Genomic DNA, 17,819 nt, shown 5'->3' with positions numbered 1-17,819 from the left:
GACTCGTGTTCTGTCGGAAGATGCGCACGCACGCACGCACGCGCCCAGCCGCTCCCGCCCTCACTCGTGCCGGTGCTCGGATGCCGGGTCCACCGCCGGCCACACGGGGAACGGGTCGGCCCACCCGCGCCAGAGGTCCGGCCCGGCGAGCAGCTCCGGCGGCGTGAGGAGCGCGCCGTCGAGCGCCCGTTCGATCGCGTGCACGTCGAGCCGCTCGCCGACGAACCACAGCGCCTGCCCGATCGGGGCGTCGGCGTCCCACGACGGGTTCGCGGTGGGGTCGAGCGCGAGCATGGCCCCGAAGCTCGACCACGAGCCGACGTGGTCCGGCCGGGACGCCAGGCGGAAGAACCCGCGCGACCGCAGCACGCGGCCGTTCACCCCGGCGGACAGGTCCTCGGCGATGACGGACGCAAGTCGTCCGGGGTGGAACGGCAGCGGCTCCCGGTAGCGCATCGCGACCAGGTCGTCGCGGGCGTCCCGTCCGGTGTCCGCGCCGCTCGACAGTGCCCGCATCCAGCCGGCGCCGGAGGCCAGGACCCGTGCGGCCGCGCCGTTCGAGGCGGGCAGGTCGCGCGCGGTCCGGAGTGCGGGCAGCGCCACGATGACGGCCTGCGGCGCGAGGCGGTGCAGCAGCGCGACCAGGGCGCGACGGCGGCGGAGGGGGAGTGGCGCGAGGCGGTCGAGCGCGATGACGGTCGCGTACTCGACGAGCGACGCGACCCGGTCGGCGGCCACGAACGCGTCGTCGACCTCGGACCACAGCAGGTGCGTGACGTCGTCGGCGCGCAGCACCCCGACGACGTGTCGGAGTACCCGGTCGTCACCGGTCTCCGAGCGTGCGGCGTTCGCGAGCAGCATGCCCACGGCGCGGGCGTCGGAGCCGGGCTGCAGGGTGACGACGAGGCCGTGGTCGGCGTCGGGGCCGCACACGCGGTCCAGGTGGTCGGCCCGCTCGGCGACCGCGCGGGCCGCCGCGAACGCGCTCCCGTCGACGTGCATCCGGTGCCCCGCGGTGATCCGGGCGGCGACGCGGTCGGCGTCGACCTCGTGGAGGGCGGTGACGAGGGTGATGGCAGCAACACGCATGTCGGGTACCCTACCTGAAAACCGTTCTCAACAAGAGGGCACCGACAGAGGAGAACCATGCAGGTCCGCAACTCACTCAAGGCACTGAAGAAGGTCCCCGGCTCGCAGGTCGTCCGGCGCCGGGGTCGCGTCTACGTCATCAACAAGCAGAACCCGCGGTGGAACACCCGGCAGGGCTGACGTCGGCGGTGGTCCGTAGGGTGGATCCATGCGACTGCTGCTCATCCGTCACGGCCAGACCCCCGCGAACGTGAACGGCGTGCTCGACGCCGTGGTGCCCGGGCCGGGCCTGACCGAGCTCGGCCAGCAGCAGGCGGACGCCCTGCCCGCGGCCCTGGCCGACCGGGGGATCGAGCGGCTCTTCGCCTCGACCATGGTCCGGACGCAGATCACCGCGGCACCCCTGGCGGCATCGCTCGGGCTCGAGCCCGTCGTGCTCCCCGGCCTGCGTGAGATCGAGGCCGGCGACACCCAGGGCAAGAGGGACACGGTGTCCGTGCAGACCTACATCTCCACCGTGCACGGTTGGTCCGGCGGAGACCGCACGACCCGGATGCCCGGCGCGGAGAGCGGGATCGAGTTCTTCGAGCGGTACGACGACGCCGTCCGGCAGATCGAGGCCACCGGGGTCGCGGTCGCCGCCGCCGTCAGCCACGGTGCCGCGATCCGCACGTGGGCGAGCGCGGCCGCCGACAACACCCCGGACCACTTCGGCACGAAGCGCCACCTGGAGAACACCGGCATCGTCGAGCTCGAGGGGTCCTTCGCCGACGGCTGGCACCTGGTCGACTGGGAGGGTGAGCCGGTCGGCGGCGACCAGCTCATCGACCGCACCGCGCTCGACCCCACTGGCGAGCGCTACTGACGCGACCAGCGGTCGCAGACGCGACCAGCGGTCGAAGACGCGACCAGTGGCTCGCAGACGCGACCAACAACGGACGGGAGGCCCGGTACCAGCTGGTACCGGGCCTCCCGTCCGTGGTCAGTCGCGTCGACTACGCGAGCTGCGACGCCGACGTCAGCGGCACGATCACGCGGTGCGCCTCGCGCAGCACGTCGAGCGTGCGCTGGACCTCGTCCGCGCGCTCCTCGGCCGTCCAGTCGAGTGCCCCGGCGAGCACGTCGGCCAGCTCGTCGAGCAGGTCGATCGTGACGCCGCCGACGAACGCCAGGTTCGTGCGGCGCAGGACGACGTCGACCAGGTGGACGGCCTGCTCGTGCTCGGCGAAGTACGCGACCTCGGCGCGGGTGAGCGACGGGTCGGACTCGAGCGCTTCGACGGGGCCGTCGGTCAGGACGTCCACGACCTCGGCGGCACGGGTGCCGTACCGCTCGAGCAGGCCCTCGACCAGGGACTCGTCCAGGCCGTCACGGTGCGAGGTGATCCACAGGGCGCGCTGGGCGTCGGTGGTCGGGAACTCCTTGCCACCGCCGATCGGCATGCCGGTGGTGTCGACCGTGCGGGTGATGCCGAGCTTCGTGGTGGCCTCGGTCGACAGGTGTGCGGCGAGGGCGCGGAACGTCGTCCACTTGCCACCGACGAGCGACAGCACGGTCGACTTCGGCAGTCCGGCGATCTGCGTGTCCACGATCCGGTAGTCACGCGACACGAAGCCGGGGGCGGTGTCCTCGTGGCGGGGGAGCGGGCGGATGCCGGAGTAGCTGTAGACGATTTGGTCGCGGGTGACGTCGATCTGCGGGAACACGTGCTTCACGAGCCCGAAGAAGTAGTCGATCTCCTCGTCGGTCGTCGTGACCGGCTTCGACGGGTCGGCGTCGATGTCGGTCGTGCCGATGAGGACCCGGCCCTTGAGCGGGTAGATGAGGACGATGCGTCCGTCGTCGTTCTCGAAGAACAGCTCGCGGCCCTTGGTGGCCTCGAGCAGCTCGTCGTTCTGGACGACGATGTGCGAGCCCTTCGTGCCGCCCATGAACTTCGTCTCGCCGCCGAACGCCTCGTTCGTCAGGTCGGTCCAGGGGCCGGACGCGTTGATGACGACGTCGGCGGTGAACACGAACTCCGCACCGGTCTCGCGGTCGCGCAGCAGCACGCCGCCGTCGCGGGTGCCGGCGGCCTCGACGTAGTTGGTGGCGCGGGCGGTGGCGGCGGAGCCGGTCCCGGCGCCCGCGGCGATGCCGTCCTTGAGGACGTCGAGGGCCAGGCGCTCGGGCTCGTGCACGCTCGCGTCGTAGTAGGTACCCGTGTACTTCAGGTCCTTGTTGAGGGCCGGCATGTCCTCGAGCGCGGCCTTCTTGGTGCGGAAGACGTGCTTCGGGACCGAGCCGCCGTCGCGCGAGAAGGAGTCGTAGATCGTCATGCCGATCTTGATGAGCATCGCGCCGCGCTCCTTGGTGGAGCGCTGCTTGTGCGTCAGCATGCGCAGCGGGGCGTTCATGATCCCCGAGAACGTCGAGAAGATCGGCATCGTCGTCTGCAGCGGCTTGACGTAGTGCGGGGCGATGCGGATCAGGCCGTTGCGCTCCTGCACGCTCTCGCGCACCAGGCGGAACTCGCCGTTCTCCAGGTAGCGGATGCCGCCGTGGATCATGTGGCTCGACGCCGCGGACGCACCGGAGGCGTAGTCACCGCGCTCGACGAGGGCGACGTCGACGCCCTGCAGCGCGAGGTCGCGGAACGTGGCGATGCCGTTGATGCCGCCGCCGACGACGAGGACCTGCGCGTTCGGGCGCTCGGTGAGGGCGGTCACCGTGTTCCGGGGCTGTGTCTTCTTCGACATGGTTCGTCGCTTCCTTCGTCTGTTCTCGTGGTCAGGATCGATCGTGCGCCGGTTTGGGAGGTCGGGCAACTCACGTGCACGAACGTGCAGCACACGTGTCGTCCGCCCCGATCGGGGGACCGGGAGGCGCGACAGGGGTTGCAGAGGCCGTGCACGTCCGTGCATGGTTGCGTTCGACAGATCGGAGCACCATGAGCGATGCGGCTCAACCCATGCGCACGCAGCAGGCGCTGCGCGCCGCACACCTGTACTACCTGCAGGACCTGACGATGGACGCCATCGCCGACGAGCTCGCGACCTCGCGCTCCTCGGTGTCGCGCCTGCTGAAGTACGCCAGGGACACCGGACTCGTCGACATCCAGATCCGCTCGCCCCTGGACCAGGCCGCTGCCCTGAGCCGCAGCATCCGCTCGCGGTTCGGCGTGCACGCGCACGTGGTCCCGGTGCCGGACCACACGAGCGACGTCGACCGCCTGGAGCGGGTCGCCCTCTCCGCCGCCCGGATCCTGACGCAGTACGTCGAGTCGAACATGGTCATCGGGATCTCGTGGGGCTCGACGGTGAGCGCGGTCAGCCGGTACCTGGTGCCGAAGACCACGCACGGGTCGACCATCGTGCAGATCAACGGCGCCGCGAACACCCGGACCACGGGCATCGTCTACGCCTCGGAGATCCTGCGGCGGTTCGGCGAGGCGTACGGCGCGTTCGTCCAGCAGTTCCCCGTGCCGGCGTTCTTCGACGACCCCGCCACGAAGGAGGCGCTGTTCCGCGAGCGCTCGATCCGCCGTGTGCTCGACCTGCACGAACGGATGGACCTGGTCGTGTTCGGTGTCGGCGCCCCGCAGGCCCCGGTGCCGTCGCACGTCTACTCCGGTGGTTACCTCGACCCCGCGGACCGCGACGAGCTCACGAAGGCCCAGGTCGTCGGCGACGTCTCGACCGTGTTCTACCGGGCCGACGGGTCGTGGCGGGACATCGGTGTGAACGCGCGCGCGGGCGGCCCGGACCTCGACACCATCAAGCGCGCTCCGCGTCGGGTGTGCGTCGTCGCGGGCCGGTCGAAGGCGGCGTCGTTGCGGGGCGCACTGGCCTCCGGGCTGGTCACGGACCTGATCCTGGACGAGAGCGTCGGGCAGGCGATCCTGCAACCCTGAGTCAGGATGTGACGCAGGTTTGTCGGTGGTCGCCCCTAGGTTCTCGGACATGGTGCTTTCCATCGAACGACCGAGCAGCCGGTACTCCCGTCGGGTGGTCGGCAGCGACGTCGACCAGGCGCTCGCGTTCTTCGGCCGCGACTACGACTTCCGGGCGCCCGCGGTCCGGCGCACCCGCCCCACCGCGCACTGGGACTTCGCAGGTGTCGGCGACGACCGGATGTCGCTGCGCTCGTCGCGGTTCATGGTCGACCTGCGCAGTGAGAGCCAGGTGGACGACGAGTTCCTGGTGGCCTGGATGCGGAGCGGCTCGAGCCAGATCACCCGAGGTGGCGAGACCTGGGCACTCGAAGCGGGCGTTCCCGTCGTGTTGCCGTTCGCCGAGGCGTACTCCTTGCACCACCGCGACATCGCGTTGAACCTCGTGCACCTGGACCGCGACTTCGTCCGGGCCCTGGTCGGCGAGGACGACTTCGCGTTCGAGTCGATGCAGCGCCCGACGGCTGCGGGCATGGCCGTCTGGCAGGACGCGGTCCGGACGCACTCGTCGACGTGGCTCGACGTCGACCACGACCTCGACCCCATCGCGCAGCGCGACATCGCCGAGGCGGTCGCGACCGCCGCCATCCGAGCGTTCCCGCGGCGCGACCGGTGGCGGTCGACCGTGTCCGGCAGCGGTCCGGAGCACGGCCGGCTCCGCCGGGCGCTCGACTTCGTGCACTCGCACGCCCGCGAGCCGATCGGCACGCCGGAGATCGCTGCCGCCGCGGGGCTCAGCCCACGCGGGCTGCAGCAGTCCCTCCGGCGGCACCTCGACCAGACTCCCGGCGACCTGCTGCGCGGGGTGCGACTCGACGGTGCCCGGGCGGACTTGCTCGGCAGCGCGCGCGACGAGACCTCGGTCGCCGACATCGCCCGGTCATGGGGCTTCGGGCACCTCGGGCGGTTCTCGGCGACGTACCGCACGCGTTTCGGCGAGCTGCCGAGCGAGTCGCTCCGTTCGCGCTGAGCGCCGTGGGCAGCGAGCCAGGGGAGTCCTCCCGGCGGCGGTAGCGTGACGACATGGACACCGTCGTCACCGCGCTCCGCGCCGCCCTGCACGACCCGGACGGCGCCGTCGTCCGGACCGACCCGGGCGTGCTCGACACCGCGCGGACCGACAAGTCCGGCTGGATCGCACAGGGCGGGCCGGTCGCCGTCGTCGAGGCCCGGACCGTCGAGCACGTGCAGGCGACGCTCCGCACCTGCTCGGCACTGGGCGTACCCGTCGTCCCGCGCGGCGCCGGCACCGGACTGGCCGGCGGCGCGAACGGCACCGAGGGCACGGTGGTGCTCAGCGTCGCGCGGATGGACCGCATCGTCGAGGTGTCGGTGGAGGACGAGCTCGCCGTCGTCGAACCCGGCGTGCTCAACGGAGCGCTGAACGCCGCTGTCGTCGAGCACGGGCTGCGCTTCGCGCCGGACCCGGCGAGTGCGGCGATCGCGAGCATCGGCGGCAACATCGCCACGAACGCCGGCGGTCTGCGGTGCGTCAAGTACGGCGTCACGCGCGAGGCCGTGCTCGGACTCGACGTCGTGCTCGCCGACGGTCGGCTCGTGTCGACCGGCCACCGCACCGTGAAGGGGGTGACCGGTCTCGACCTGACGGCGTTGCTCGTCGGGTCCGAGGGCACGCTCGGTGTCATCGTCGGCGCGACCGTCCGACTCGTGCCGGTCCCGGCGGGGGAGCCGGCGACGCTCGGGGCCGTCTACCCGACGGTGCAGCGGGCCGCGGTCGCGGCGGCGGCCGTCGTGGCAGGACCGGAGCGGCCGTCGACGGTCGAGTTGCTGGACGCGCTCGCCCTCGAGGGGATCGCGGCGTACCTCGGGCCGGAGGTGCTGTCCGAGACGGTGGGGAGCAGTTCGGCGGGCGGGGTCTTCCTGCTCGTGGAGTTCGACGGCGCGGGCGCGACCGAGGCGGCGCTGGGAGCCGTGCCGGGCCTCCAGGCCGACGGCGGGACCGTGCACCTGGCCGGGTCGGCGGCGGAACGCGAGCGCCTGCTCACCATCCGTCGGTCGTTCCATGCCGCGATGGAGGCGCGCGGTCGGGTGCTCATCGAGGACGTCGCCGTGCCGCGCAGCCGGCTCGCCGAGATGTTCGCACGCGTCGAGGCGATCGGCCGCGAACACGGGGTCGCGATCCCCACCGTGGCGCACGCCGGCGACGGCAACCTGCACCCGAACTTCGTCTTCGACGGCGACGAGGTGCCTGCCCACGTCTGGGACGCCGCCGACGCGGTGTTCCGTGCGGCGATCGAGCTGGGCGGGACCCTGACCGGCGAGCACGGGGTGGGGGTGCTGAAGCGTCGGTGGATCGGTGACGAGCTCGGCGACGACGTGCTCGAGCTGCAGCAGGGGATCCGGCGGGTGTTCGACCCGGCGGGCATCCTGAACCCGGGGAAGGTCTTCTGAGCACGACGCTCCGAATTCCATCGCACGGATCCGCAGTGGATGAGCCGGATGTTCGGCTGTAACCTCGGCGCAACGAATCCGGCGCTGAATGGTGGGGACGAGAGCACCACCCACGAAGGAGTCTGCGATGCGCATCGGCGTCCCCGCTGAGATCAAGAACAACGAGTACCGCGTGGCGGCCACCCCGGCAGGTGTCGCCGAGCTGGCGCTGCACGGCCACCAGGTCCTGGTGCAGGCGGGGGCCGGCACCGGATCGGCGTTCCCCGACGACGAGTACCGGACCGCCGGCGCCGAGATCGTCGACACCGCGGACGAGGTCTGGGCACGCGCGGACCTGATCCTCAAGGTGAAGGAGCCGGTGGCGTCCGAGTACCCGCTCATCCGGCCGGGTCAGGTGCTCTTCACCTACCTGCACCTGGCGGCCGACCGCCCCCTGACCGATGCGCTCATCGGCTCCGGAGCCACTGCGATCGCCTACGAGACCGTGCAGCTGCCGGACCGTTCCCTGCCGCTGCTGTCGCCGATGTCCGAGGTCGCCGGACGGCTCTCCGCCCAGGTCGGCGCGTACCACCTGATGCGCACGAACGGCGGCCGCGGACTGCTGCTCGGTGGGGTGCCCGGCACGCCGAAGGGTCGCGTCGTCGTGATCGGCGGCGGTGTCGCGGGTGAGCACGCCGCGACGATGGCGCTCGGCATGGGGGCCGACGTCACCGTGTTCGACATCAGCCTGCCCCGACTGCGCGCACTCGACGCCCGGTTCGACGGCCGCATCACCACCCTGCGGTCCTCCGCGCACGCCATCGCCTCGGAGCTCCGGGACGCGGACCTGGTGATCGGCTCCGTGCTCATCCCCGGGGCGTCCGCGCCGAAGCTCGTCACCGATGCCATGGTCGCGGACATGCGGCCGGGCTCGGTGCTCGTCGACATCGCGATCGACCAGGGCGGCTGCTTCGAGGGCTCCCACCCGACCACCCACGACGACCCGACCTTCGCGGTGCACGACACCGTGTACTACTGCGTGGCGAACATGCCCGGCGCCGTCCCGCGTACGAGCACCATCTCGTTGACGAACGCGACGCTGCCGTACGCGGTGGCGATCGCCGACCGCGGGTGGGAGGACGCGCTGGCCGCCGATCCGTCGCTCGCCCTCGGCCTGAACGTGCACGCCGGCCAGGTCACGAACGAGGCCGTGGCGGCTGCGCACGGGTTGGTGGCGTCCGCGCGGTAGGGCGGGCGCCGAACGCGAAAGCGACAGTCTGCCGCGGAACATCCGCGGCAGACTGTCGCTTTCGCGGCACGGACCGGCTCGGCGCCGCGAGAAGTGTCGGTTTGCGGGGGAAGACCGCTGCCAACAGGCCCGCTCAGGCCGAGGCTCGGACCAGCCCGCGCGCGCCGGACCAGGCCGCACGCGCTCGCACCACCACCGTCACCACCACGACCGCGGCGGCTGCGACCACCGCGGCGACGGCGGTCGGCGTCGACACCAGCGGGCCGTCGAGCCGTGCGACCGCGACCCACGCCAGACCCCAGGCCAGCGAGAGCATCGGCGCCAGGCGGCCCCGACCCCACACCGCCAGCAGCAGCCCGACTAGTCCGGCCACTGCGGCGACCAGCACGCCCCAGACGTCCTGCCCGAGGTCGAAGCCCCGGAAGCCCGCTGCCGTCAGCACCGCAGCCGTGTTGGCCGCCGTCGCGACACACACCCAGCCGAGGTAGAGCCCGAACGTGCCGTCGGTGACGATCGCCTCGACGATCCCCGAGGGCTTCGTCCGCCGCAGGATCGTGAAGGTCCAGACCAGCACCGCGAGCAGGGCGACGATGATCGGCTCGCTCACCCACAGGAACCCGAACTGCACCGACAGGATCCACGCCGCGTTGAGCAGCAGGGACAGGATCGCCGGCACCGCCAGTGTCGCGTGCCGGGCGTCGTCCGACGTGCGGAAGAGCTGGCGGATCGCGTAGGCGATGAGGCCGACGTAGACGACGCTCCAGATCGAGAACGCGGGGCCGTCGGGCGCGATCGCCGTCGACGAGGCGGACAGCGCCCCGCCGGCGGCGTCCTGGATCGGTGTCCCACCGGCAGCGCCGGACCCGATGAAGGCCCCGACCACCGCGACGACGGCGCTCACGGCGACCGCGATGCGCTTCCAGATCTTCTGCATGACCGTCCCTTTCGTCAGCATGCTGATGAACTGCACCGTAGGCGCGCGGCCGGGCCGGGCGCGCAGCGTGCGTTCAGCCAGCGGGGGACGGGCGCGGCCGGTCCGCCTCTCCCGCGTCACCTGCGTACGGTGGTCGCGTGAGCGTCGAGATGAACACCGTGTACGTCGACCGGATCGCCCCGATGGCGAGTCCGTCGCTGGACGACACCTTCCGCATGCTCGACGAGCAGGGCGCGAGCGCGTGCATCGTGCTGTACCAACCGGACGCCCAGGAGCTCGGTGACGTCGCGGTGGCCCTCGGCCTGCACGAGCTCGCGGTCGAGGACTCGGCCGAGGGACACCAGCGACCGAAGCTCGAGCGGTACGGTTCGACGCTCTTCGTGGTGCTCAAGCCCGCGCTCTACAACGACGGGCAGGAAGAGGTGGCGTTCGGCGAGGTGCACGCGTTCGTCGGCGAGGACTTCTTCCTCGTCGTGGTGAAGGCCGACCCCCGTGGCAGGTCGACCGTGCCGCGTGCGTTGCAGCGGATGAGCGGCAAGCCCGGCCTGGTGACGGTCGGACCGCAGGCGCAGCTGTGGGCGCTGATGGACACGATCGTCGACGGCTACGTGCCCGTGATCGACGGGCTGGAGGAGGACATCAACCAGATCGAGGACCAGCTGTTCGCCGGCGAGGCCGGGGTCTCCCGCCGCGTCTACGAGCTGTTCGGCGAGGTCGTCGACTTCCAGCGAGCGGCCCGCCCGCTCATCCACATCATCGAGAACCTGCACCGCGGTGCCGAGAAGTACCACCTGCCGATCGAGATGCAGCGCCGGTTCCGCGACGTCCTCGACCACGCCATCCGCACGGTGGAACGACTGGACACGTTCCGCCAGCTGCTGCAGAACGCACTGACGGTCGACTCCACCCTGGCCGCGCAGAAGCAGAACGACGACACGAAGCGGATCTCGGGCTGGGCGGCGATCCTGTTCGCCCCGACCCTCATCGCGGCGATCTACGGCATGAACTTCACCCACATGCCGGAGCTGACGTGGACCTGGGGCTACCCGCTGTCGATCGTCGGGATGATCCTGTTCGCCGCGATCCTGTGGGTGGTGTTCAAGCTCAAGCGCTGGTTCTGACGGCAGGCAGGACGACCGGGAGGCCCGGTGCCGGTGATCGGAGCCGCTAGGGTTTTCGACATGCCGCGCTCCGGACACGCGACCCCCGTCTGGGCGCTCAAGCTCGCAGTCGTCACCGCCCTGGTGGGCGTCTCCGGGGGCATCGCCGGCATCGCCGTGTGGCTCGCCCTGCAGCTCATCCAGTTCGTGGCCTTCGGCTACGGTTTCGGCGGGCACCTCGAGGCGGCGGACGCGCCCTCGGCGCTGAACCGGTTCCTCGCGCTCGTGGCCGCCGGTGTCCTGACGGGCTTCGCCTGGTGGGCGCTCCGGCGCTGGGGCCGCCCGATCGTGTCGGTCACCGGCGCGGTCGACGGCAAGCGGATGCCCGCGCTCGCGACCCTGGCGAACGCCGGCGTCCAGATCCTGGCGGTCGGTCTCGGCGCCTCGATCGGCAAGGAGGTCGCCCCGCGCGAGGTCGGCGCCTGGCTCTCCCAGCTCGTCACCCGTCGTGCGGGCTTGACCCCGCGCGAGACGAAGATCCTGGTCGCCTGCGGAGCGGCGGCGGGTCTCGCGGCGGTGTACGACGTCCCGCTCGGTGGGGCGCTGTTCGCCGTGGAGGTCCTGCTCGGCGAGATCAGCTTCGCCACGGCCCTGCCCGCGTTGGCCACGAGTGCCGTCGCCGCGTTCGTCGCCCGGCTCGTGATCCCGGACGAGGTGCTCTACCACGTGCCGGCCATGCACATGTCGCCGTCGCTGCTCGTCTGGGCGATCGTCGTCGGACCGGTCCTCGGCCTGGCCGGCGTCGGGTTCGTGAAGCTCACCAACCGGCTGCAGGGCATCGCCCCCAAGGGGTGGCACCTGCTCGTCGTGCTGCCGGTGGTGTTCGCGATGGTCGGGCTCATCGCCGTGCCGTTCCCCGAGATCCTCGGCAACGGACGGGCACTGGGCCTCGTCGCGATGAACGCCTCGCTGGACGACGGCACCGTCGCCGGACTGGCGCCCATCGTGCTGCTCCTGCTGCTCGGCATCGTCCGCACCATCACCACCTCGGCCACCATCGGTGCCGGCGCGGTCGGTGGCACCCTGACGCCCTCGATCGCGATCGGGTCGGCGATCGGCGGCGGTCTGGGCGGCGCGTGGCTCCTGCTCTGGCCGGCCGACGGTCCGGGCCTGGCAGCGTTCGCGTTCGTCGGCGCCGCGGCGTTCCTGGCGACCACGATGCGGGCCCCGTTCACCGCGCTCGTCCTGGTGGTCGAGTTCACGCAGGAGGGCACCGACATCCTCATCCCGTCACTCCTCGCGGTGTCCGGGGCGGTCGCGGTCGGCTACGTCCTGGCACGTCGACGCAGCGCGCAGATGGTCTGAACAGTCCGTCACGTTCCGGGACGGACTGCGGCTCCGCGGCCTACCATCTGCGGCATGACGGAGCGACGGGCTCCGCACCGAGCTGAGGAGCAGGTCATGGCGGGGTTCGACGACATCACGAAGAAGGCCCAGGACTTCCTGAAGGACGGCAAGGTCCAGGACGCCCTGAAGAGCGAGAAGGCCGAGGACATCAGCGACAAGGTCCTCGGTGGCGTCGCCGACGCGGTCAAGAAGGCCACCGGCGGCAAGTACGACGACAAGATCGACGGAGCCCGCGACGCTGCGGACGAGAAGATCGGCAACGAGTAGCCCGTACGGTGCGACGGCCCAGGACCCGGCGTGGTCCTGGGCCGTTCCCGTGGCGACTGGACGCCGTCGGGAACAACGGCCACCATTGACGGGTTGCTCCGGACAGCAACACCAGGAGGACGAGACGTGACAGTCGTGGCGCCGAACCAGCCGCTCACCGAGGCCGAGGTCGAGACGATCAAGTCGGACTTCCCGATCCTCGCGCAGGACGTGAACGGGCAACCGCTGGCGTACCTGGACTCCGGGGCGACGGCCGAACGGCCGACCCAGGTCCTCGACGCCGAACGCCGGTTCCTCGAGCACGACAACGCCGCCGTCCACCGCGGGGCGCACACGCTCGCGGCGCTGAGCACCGACGCCTACGAGGACGCCCGCGCCACCGTCGCCGACTTCATCGGCGCTGCCGGGCCGAGCGAGGTCGTGTGGACCGCGAACGCCACCGACGCCCTCAACCTCGTCGCGTACGGCATCGCGAACGCCAGCCGGGGCCGCGGCGGAGTCGACGCCGCTCGCTTCCGCATCGGACCCGGTGACGAGATCCTGGTGACCGAGGCCGAGCACCACGCGAACCTCGTGCCGTGGCAGGAGCTCGCCGCCCTGACCGGTGCGACGCTCCGCTGGGTCCCGGTCGCCGACGACGGCACCTGGACCGCGGAGGACGCCGCCGCCTTGATCACCGACCGCACGAAGGTCGTCGCGTTCGCGCACGTCTCGAACGTCACCGGCATGGTCGCCCCGGTCGAGCAGATCGTCGGTCTCGCCCACGCCCGCGGCGCCCTGGTCGTCCTCGACGCCTGCCAGTCCGCACCGCACCGGCCGCTCGACGTGCAACAGCTCGGCGTCGACTTCGCCGCGTTCTCCGGCCACAAGATGCTCGGTCCGAACGGCATCGGCGTGCTCTGGGGTCGCAGCGAGCTGCTGAACGCGCTGCCGCCGTTCCGCACCGGCGGTTCCATGATCACCACCGTGACCATGCAGGCGTCGGAGTTCATGCCGGCACCGGAGCGGTTCGAGGCCGGTACGCAGCCCGTGTCGCAGGCCGTCGCCCTGGCCGAGGCGGTCCGCTACCTGCGGGGCATCGGCATGGAGCGGGTCCGCGCGCACGAGGAGCACCTCGCCCGCCGCATGCTCGACGGTCTGGCCGCGGTACCGGGCGTCCGCGTGGTCGGCCCGCCGATCGGCGTCCCGCGATCGGGCCTGGTGTCGTTCGACGTCGACGGGGTGCACGCCCACGACGTGTCGCAGTACCTCGACGCGCAGGGCATCGCCGTCCGCTCGGGGCACCACTGCGCGCAGCCGCTGCACCGCCGCCTCGGCCTGGTCGCCACCAGCCGTGCCAGCACGTACGTGTACACGACCGAGCACGACGTCGACCGGTTCCTCGCAGCCGTCGCCGAGATCCGCGACTACTTCGGAGCGACCGCGTGAACGCCCTCGACAGCCTGTACCAGCAGGTCATCCTCGACCACGCCAAGGCGCGGCACGGCGACGGTGCGATGCCGGACGCGGACGCCTCGCACTTCGAGCGGAACCCCACGTGCGGCGACGAGATCACGGTCAGCCTGCGGCTCGATCCCGGCACCGACCGCATCGCCGGGCTCGCCTGGCAGGGTGACGGCTGCTCGATCTCGATGGCATCGGCATCGGTCCTCACCGACATGGCCGTCGGCCGCACGGTGCCCGAGTTCCTCGCACTGACCGAGGAGTTCCGCACCATGATGCGTTCACGTGGCGTCGGTGAGCCCGACGAGGACGTCCTCGAGGACCTCGTCGCCTTCCACGGCGTCTCGAAGTTCGTCATGCGCGTCAAGTGCGGCATGCTCGCCTGGGTCGCGGCGGAAGCCGCCGCGCGCGAGGCGACCGCGTCCCGCTGAGCCGGGTGCGGCTCGCGATCGCGACCACCGACCGACCGGGAGGCCCGGTGCGGGCCCGCCCCGCGCCTCCCGTCCGCAGCTGGTCGCCGACCGGGCCCGGGACGGCTTGAACGGCGTGCCGATCCAAGGGGCGCGGTGATCTTCGAGACGGAGCGACCCGGCGCAGGCCGGGCCGACGCGATCGTGCGGGCCTACCTGACCGAGGTCGCGTCGCGGTGGTACGGGCGGGCGGCGACGTCGGCCGAGGTCGACCGCGCGGTGCTCGACGAGCCGTTCGACGACCTGCAGGGGGACTCCGGGCTGTTCGTCGTCGCCGTCGACGGGGGAGCGGCGATCGCCTGCACCGGCGTGCGCTTCGTCGGCGACGTCGGCGAGCTGACGAAGGTCTTCACCCTGCCGGAGCACCGCGGCCGAGGTGTCGGTTCGGCGCTCCTGCGCCACGTCGAGGACGTCTGCCGGGCGCGCGGGATCACGTCGTTGCGCCTGGACACCCGCGCCGAGCTCGCCGAGGCCTGTGCGCTCTACGAACGGCTCGGGTTCGTCCGGGTCGCCCCGTTCAACGCGGACCCGTACTCGGACCGTTGGTACGCGAAGCCGCTCAGCTGACCGCGCCGATCTCGCGGAGCGCGTCCCCGACGGAGATGCGCTCGTCGCGTTCCTGCGCTCGTGCCCAGCGGGCCTTCGCGAGCGTGACGGCCCGGTCGTCGAGACCGAGGAGCTCGTAGAGACCGTCCAGTTCTCGGGGAACGAGGTCGGCGAGCGGCAGGGGGAACTTCCGCTCGGGGCTGGCGTAGCTCTGCTGGGCGAGCTGTTCGAGCACATCGGGGTCGGTCTCTCGCTGTTCCATGAGCAGGACGACGGTTCGCGACCGGGTGGTTCCGGACAGGAACGCGGACCGCACGTTCTCGTCCGGGTCGGTCGCCAGAGTGATCTCGACGGCGAGGGGAAGGTCTTCGGTCCCGGCGAGTTCCCAGCGCTGACCGGTGTCGCTACGGATCGCCGTGTGCATGTCGGGGTGCACGCCGAAGCCGCGCTCGCCCCGCGCCGGGGAGGATGACGTTGTCGCCTTCGCGGCGTCGTCGTGTCGTGCCGTGGGGAAGCCGACGCCCGTGTACACGGTGTGGGCGATCGGGAGGAACTGGAGTGCCTCGTGGAGTGCGGTCGCGGCGTCCTGCACCGCCAGGGCAGTCACGTCGCCGTCGGCGGCATCGAGTGCCGCAGCGTACGCCGTCAGCGCCGTGTGCTGCTGGTCCATCGCCCGGGTGAACATCTCCTTGCCCCGGGCCGCGTCGCCGATGCGCCGCGGGTCGAGGTGCAGGGTCACGGAGCTCGGATCCTGCAGGTGGCCCCGTGGCGTGCCGCCGCCCGACATCGTGAAGCGGAAGGTCTCGTCGTCGGGCACGTCGGCATCGGTCACGTCGCTGACGCTACCGGGTCAGGGGAGCGTGACGACGAGCTTCCGGGCGGAGACACCGGCGCGGAGCTCGGCGAGGGCCTCCGGGATCGCGGCGAGTCCGGATCCGACGACGGATGCGGTCGGCGTCGCCTGGTACCGACCGGTGCGGAGTGCCTCGGGCAGGAAGTCGCGGTAGATCGCGGGGCCGACCTCCGATTCGGTCGGGCGGCCGCCCCAGATCGCGGTGATGTGGATGCCGTGTCGACGCTCGAGCCGCGCACGGATCGTCGTCACCGGCGTCGGGTACGCCGATGCGAGTCGGCCGGACCCGGTGGCTGCCCGGACGATCGGGAGCGTGCGGGTCAGCGAGCCCTGGCCGAAGGCGAGGGTACCGGCGAGCTCGCGGTCGGCGAGTGCGTCGAGGACGCGGCGTGCGGCACCGTCGTCGCGGTAGTCGAACACGGCCTCGGCACCGAGGGACTGCACGAACCCGTGGTTCTTCGGCGAGGCGGTGCCGATCACGGCGTACCCGGCGGCTCGGGCGAGCTGGACGGCGTTGGCGCCGACACTCGTCGACGCGCCCCACACCAGGACGACCCCCGAGCGCTCGGATGTGTCGGCCGTCGGGAGCGACAGCGCGAGCTGGTCCGGTTCGAAGAGCCCGGCCGCTGCGGTCGAGACGGCGAGCGGCAGGACCGCTGCCTGCTCGACGGGCAGGTCGTCCGGCACCGGGGTCGTCACACGTTCGAGCAGCAGGACCTGGTGCTGGAAGGCTCCTTCGGCGGAGCTGTTCCGGTGCTGCTCCTGCCCCGCTGCGTGCCCGACGACCCGGTCGCCCACGCGGAAACGCTCGACGCTGGCGCCGGTCGCGACGACGGTCCCGGCGACGTCCGACCCGAGCACCGCCGGGAACCGGAGCTTCGGGAACACCAGGTGTCGGAAGAGTCCGCCGACGGCGTCGACCGGGTTCACGGCGACGGCTTCGGCCCGGACGACGAGTTCGCCGGGGCCGGGCTGGGGGGCCGGCGCGGGGCCGACGGTGAACCGCCCGGTCGACGTGGTCCAGAGTGCTGCGTTGTCCGTTGACGACATGGTGTCCGGATCCCTTGCTCGAAGTGGGTCATGACACGACGTGTCATCGACCATTCAACCATGACACGGCGTGTCATCACCACTACTGTTGACCCATGCGTTGGTCTCCGGATGCCCCAGGGCGACTCGAGCGAGCGGCCTTCGAGCTCTTCGCCGAGCAGGGCTACTCGGCGACGACCGTGCGGCAGATCACGGCACGTGCGGGGCTCACCACCCGGACCTTCTTCCGGTACTTCGCCGACAAGCGCGAGGTGATCTTCGCCGGCGACGAGATCCCCGACCTCGCTCGAGCCGCCATCGAGGCCGCGCCGGCTGGGATCGACCCGCTCGACATCGTCGTGCACGGTCTCCGCCAGGTCGCCGACGGGCGGTTCGAGGGGCATCACGACCAGGTCGGTGCGGTGCGGCGGCTGGTGCTGTCCGAGCCCTCACTGCGGGAGCGCGACGCCCGGAAGCGCGCTGACCTCACCGACGCGGTCCGTGTGGCGTTCGTCGCCCGGGGCCTCGACCGGCCCGAGTCCGCTGTGATCGCGGAGACGACCGTGATGCTCTTCCACCTGGCACTCGAAGCGTGGATCACGGGCCCCGCCGAGCGCCGGATGGCCGACGTGGTCGACGAGCAGCTCAGCGCGCTCCGTGGGGTGCTCGATCGGCGGCCCACAGCGTCATGAACACGTCGACGCCGTCGTCGGTGTCGAGCACGAAGCCGTGTCGTTCGTACAGTCGGCGGGCAGGGCTGCCCACCAGCACGTTGAGCCGCGTCGGGCCGTCGTGGGGTTCGTCGACGACGGCGCGCAGCACGGTCGACCCGACCCCTTTCCCTTGGACGTCGGGCGCGAGGTAGAAGTGCTCGACCCAGCGGACGTCGTCCTCGACCCGCACGGTGATCGACCCGACGTCGCGGCCGTCGACCACGACGATCCGGGTCAGCTGCGGCTGGAACGCGTCGCGGAGGCGCTGTCGAACGCGCGTCTCGTCGAACACCCCGAGCCGCGTCAGGTCGTCGCGCAGCACCACGGCCCGGAGCTCGACGAGCCACTCGATGTCCTCGGAGATGCTGTCCCGCAGTGCGACGTCCACCCGTCGAGC

At 71.6% G+C, this 17,819-nt stretch carries 18 protein-coding genes and 1 pseudogene; 13 read left to right on the top strand and 6 right to left on the bottom strand.

The window, feature by feature from the left end; translation table 11 throughout:
• Window positions 1-60: 60 nt before the first annotated feature.
• The gene (locus tag ACXKZB_RS14420; protein WP_488823576.1) at window positions 61-1,089 is read right to left on the bottom strand and encodes a CobW C-terminal domain-containing protein; all 1,029 of its coding nucleotides are present in this window, start codon (window positions 1,087-1,089) and stop codon (window positions 61-63) included.
• A 57-nt stretch (window positions 1,090-1,146) separates the two neighbouring features.
• Here ACXKZB_RS14420 and ykgO point away from each other — a divergent pair, with 57 nt between their 5' ends.
• Together ykgO and ACXKZB_RS14410 are read left to right on the top strand one after the other, a co-directional pair.
• The gene (gene ykgO, locus ACXKZB_RS14415; protein ID WP_222658256.1) at window positions 1,147-1,269 is read left to right on the top strand and encodes a type B 50S ribosomal protein L36; all 123 of its coding nucleotides are present in this window, start codon (window positions 1,147-1,149) and stop codon (window positions 1,267-1,269) included.
• A 28-nt stretch (window positions 1,270-1,297) separates the two neighbouring features.
• A complete protein-coding gene (locus tag ACXKZB_RS14410; RefSeq protein ID WP_488823575.1) occupies window positions 1,298-1,954 on the top strand; it encodes a histidine phosphatase family protein in 657 nt (218 codons plus the stop codon).
• Window positions 1,955-2,084: 130 nt separating this feature from the next.
• Here the strand turns inward: ACXKZB_RS14410 and ACXKZB_RS14405 are convergent, their stop codons facing one another.
• Window positions 2,085-3,827 carry a glycerol-3-phosphate dehydrogenase/oxidase gene (locus ACXKZB_RS14405; protein WP_488823574.1) on the bottom strand — a complete coding sequence of 581 codons (1,743 nt, stop codon included), beginning with the start codon at window positions 3,825-3,827 and terminating at the stop codon, window positions 2,085-2,087.
• 212 nt (window positions 3,828-4,039) lie between these two features.
• Here ACXKZB_RS14405 and ACXKZB_RS14400 point away from each other — a divergent pair, with 212 nt between their 5' ends.
• From ACXKZB_RS14400 to ald, 4 genes are all read left to right on the top strand, one after another.
• Window positions 4,040-4,981, top strand: coding sequence for a sugar-binding transcriptional regulator (locus tag ACXKZB_RS14400; RefSeq protein ID WP_123291991.1), 942 nt, complete (start codon window positions 4,040-4,042; stop codon window positions 4,979-4,981).
• A gap of 49 nt (window positions 4,982-5,030) precedes the next feature.
• The gene (locus tag ACXKZB_RS14395) at window positions 5,031-5,990 is read left to right on the top strand and encodes a helix-turn-helix transcriptional regulator (RefSeq protein WP_488823573.1); all 960 of its coding nucleotides are present in this window, start codon (window positions 5,031-5,033) and stop codon (window positions 5,988-5,990) included.
• 53 nt (window positions 5,991-6,043) lie between these two features.
• Entirely contained in the window at window positions 6,044-7,432 is a 1,389-nt protein-coding gene (locus ACXKZB_RS14390; protein WP_488823572.1) for an FAD-binding oxidoreductase, read from the top strand.
• Window positions 7,433-7,559: 127 nt separating this feature from the next.
• Window positions 7,560-8,660, top strand: coding sequence for an alanine dehydrogenase (gene ald, locus ACXKZB_RS14385; protein WP_488823571.1), 1,101 nt, complete (start codon window positions 7,560-7,562; stop codon window positions 8,658-8,660).
• Window positions 8,661-8,793: 133 nt separating this feature from the next.
• Here the strand turns inward: ald and ACXKZB_RS14380 are convergent, their stop codons facing one another.
• A complete protein-coding gene (locus tag ACXKZB_RS14380) occupies window positions 8,794-9,594 on the bottom strand; it encodes a tryptophan-rich sensory protein (protein WP_488823570.1) in 801 nt (266 codons plus the stop codon).
• Between the two features lie 137 nt (window positions 9,595-9,731).
• Here ACXKZB_RS14380 and ACXKZB_RS14375 point away from each other — a divergent pair, with 137 nt between their 5' ends.
• The 6 genes and pseudogenes from ACXKZB_RS14375 to ACXKZB_RS14350 form a co-directional block, all read left to right on the top strand.
• Window positions 9,732-10,715, top strand: a complete 984-nt coding sequence (locus ACXKZB_RS14375) for a magnesium and cobalt transport protein CorA (RefSeq protein ID WP_488823569.1) — start codon at window positions 9,732-9,734, stop codon at window positions 10,713-10,715.
• Window positions 10,716-10,775: 60 nt separating this feature from the next.
• Complete coding sequence (locus tag ACXKZB_RS14370; protein ID WP_488823568.1) at window positions 10,776-12,059, top strand: chloride channel protein; 1,284 nt, start codon at window positions 10,776-10,778, stop codon at window positions 12,057-12,059.
• 54 nt (window positions 12,060-12,113) lie between these two features.
• Entirely contained in the window at window positions 12,114-12,368 is a 255-nt protein-coding gene (locus tag ACXKZB_RS14365) for an antitoxin (RefSeq protein WP_311316890.1), read from the top strand.
• Window positions 12,369-12,503: 135 nt separating this feature from the next.
• Entirely contained in the window at window positions 12,504-13,796 is a 1,293-nt protein-coding gene (locus ACXKZB_RS14360; RefSeq protein WP_488825910.1) for an aminotransferase class V-fold PLP-dependent enzyme, read from the top strand.
• On the top strand, window positions 13,793-14,242 hold the full coding sequence (gene sufU / locus ACXKZB_RS14355) for a Fe-S cluster assembly sulfur transfer protein SufU (RefSeq protein WP_123313968.1): 450 nt from the start codon (window positions 13,793-13,795) through the stop codon (window positions 14,240-14,242). Before ACXKZB_RS14360 ends, sufU begins: the two co-directional genes overlap by 4 nt.
• Window positions 14,243-14,356: 114 nt before the next feature.
• Window positions 14,357-14,848: pseudogene (locus ACXKZB_RS14350) on the top strand (GNAT family N-acetyltransferase); the annotation flags it as partial.
• Here the strand turns inward: ACXKZB_RS14350 and ACXKZB_RS14345 are convergent.
• Together ACXKZB_RS14345 and ACXKZB_RS14340 are read right to left on the bottom strand one after the other, a co-directional pair.
• On the bottom strand, window positions 14,841-15,659 hold the full coding sequence (locus tag ACXKZB_RS14345; RefSeq protein WP_488823567.1) for a hypothetical protein: 819 nt from the start codon (window positions 15,657-15,659) through the stop codon (window positions 14,841-14,843). The pseudogene ACXKZB_RS14350 and the gene ACXKZB_RS14345 overlap by 8 nt on opposite strands.
• Before the next feature lie 18 nt (window positions 15,660-15,677).
• Entirely contained in the window at window positions 15,678-16,730 is a 1,053-nt protein-coding gene (locus tag ACXKZB_RS14340; protein WP_488823566.1) for a zinc-binding alcohol dehydrogenase family protein, read from the bottom strand.
• Window positions 16,731-16,825: 95 nt separating this feature from the next.
• On the opposite strand from ACXKZB_RS14340, the gene ACXKZB_RS14335 reads away from it, so the two are divergent.
• Window positions 16,826-17,401 (top strand): TetR/AcrR family transcriptional regulator, encoded by a 576-nt coding sequence (locus tag ACXKZB_RS14335; protein WP_488823565.1) that lies wholly within the window; start codon window positions 16,826-16,828, stop codon window positions 17,399-17,401.
• Here the strand turns inward: ACXKZB_RS14335 and ACXKZB_RS14330 are convergent.
• The gene (locus ACXKZB_RS14330; RefSeq protein ID WP_404560730.1) at window positions 17,355-17,810 is read right to left on the bottom strand and encodes a GNAT family N-acetyltransferase; all 456 of its coding nucleotides are present in this window, start codon (window positions 17,808-17,810) and stop codon (window positions 17,355-17,357) included. The two genes, ACXKZB_RS14335 and ACXKZB_RS14330, sit on opposite strands and share 47 nt — an antisense overlap.
• Window positions 17,811-17,819 lie beyond the last annotated feature (9 nt).

Source organism: Curtobacterium sp. ABR8 (assembly GCF_057812125.1).
Note: the sequence above shows the minus strand (reverse complement) of the source record. Positions and strands in the feature narration are given on the sequence as shown.

Coding starts and splice junctions, on each gene's coding strand:
- ACXKZB_RS14420 (WP_488823576.1), bottom strand. CDS start 1,089: ATGCGTGTTGCTGCCATCACCCTCGTCACCGCCCTCCACGAGGTCGAC.
- ykgO (WP_222658256.1), top strand. CDS start 1,147: ATGCAGGTCCGCAACTCACTCAAGGCACTGAAGAAGGTCCCCGGCTCG.
- ACXKZB_RS14410 (WP_488823575.1), top strand. CDS start 1,298: ATGCGACTGCTGCTCATCCGTCACGGCCAGACCCCCGCGAACGTGAAC.
- ACXKZB_RS14405 (WP_488823574.1), bottom strand. CDS start 3,827: ATGTCGAAGAAGACACAGCCCCGGAACACGGTGACCGCCCTCACCGAG.
- ACXKZB_RS14400 (WP_123291991.1), top strand. CDS start 4,040: ATGCGCACGCAGCAGGCGCTGCGCGCCGCACACCTGTACTACCTGCAG.
- ACXKZB_RS14395 (WP_488823573.1), top strand. CDS start 5,031: ATGGTGCTTTCCATCGAACGACCGAGCAGCCGGTACTCCCGTCGGGTG.
- ACXKZB_RS14390 (WP_488823572.1), top strand. CDS start 6,044: ATGGACACCGTCGTCACCGCGCTCCGCGCCGCCCTGCACGACCCGGAC.
- ald (WP_488823571.1), top strand. CDS start 7,560: ATGCGCATCGGCGTCCCCGCTGAGATCAAGAACAACGAGTACCGCGTG.
- ACXKZB_RS14380 (WP_488823570.1), bottom strand. CDS start 9,594: ATGCAGAAGATCTGGAAGCGCATCGCGGTCGCCGTGAGCGCCGTCGTC.
- ACXKZB_RS14370 (WP_488823568.1), top strand. CDS start 10,776: ATGCCGCGCTCCGGACACGCGACCCCCGTCTGGGCGCTCAAGCTCGCA.
- ACXKZB_RS14365 (WP_311316890.1), top strand. CDS start 12,114: ATGACGGAGCGACGGGCTCCGCACCGAGCTGAGGAGCAGGTCATGGCG.
- ACXKZB_RS14340 (WP_488823566.1), bottom strand. CDS start 16,730: ATGTCGTCAACGGACAACGCAGCACTCTGGACCACGTCGACCGGGCGG.
- ACXKZB_RS14335 (WP_488823565.1), top strand. CDS start 16,826: ATGCGTTGGTCTCCGGATGCCCCAGGGCGACTCGAGCGAGCGGCCTTC.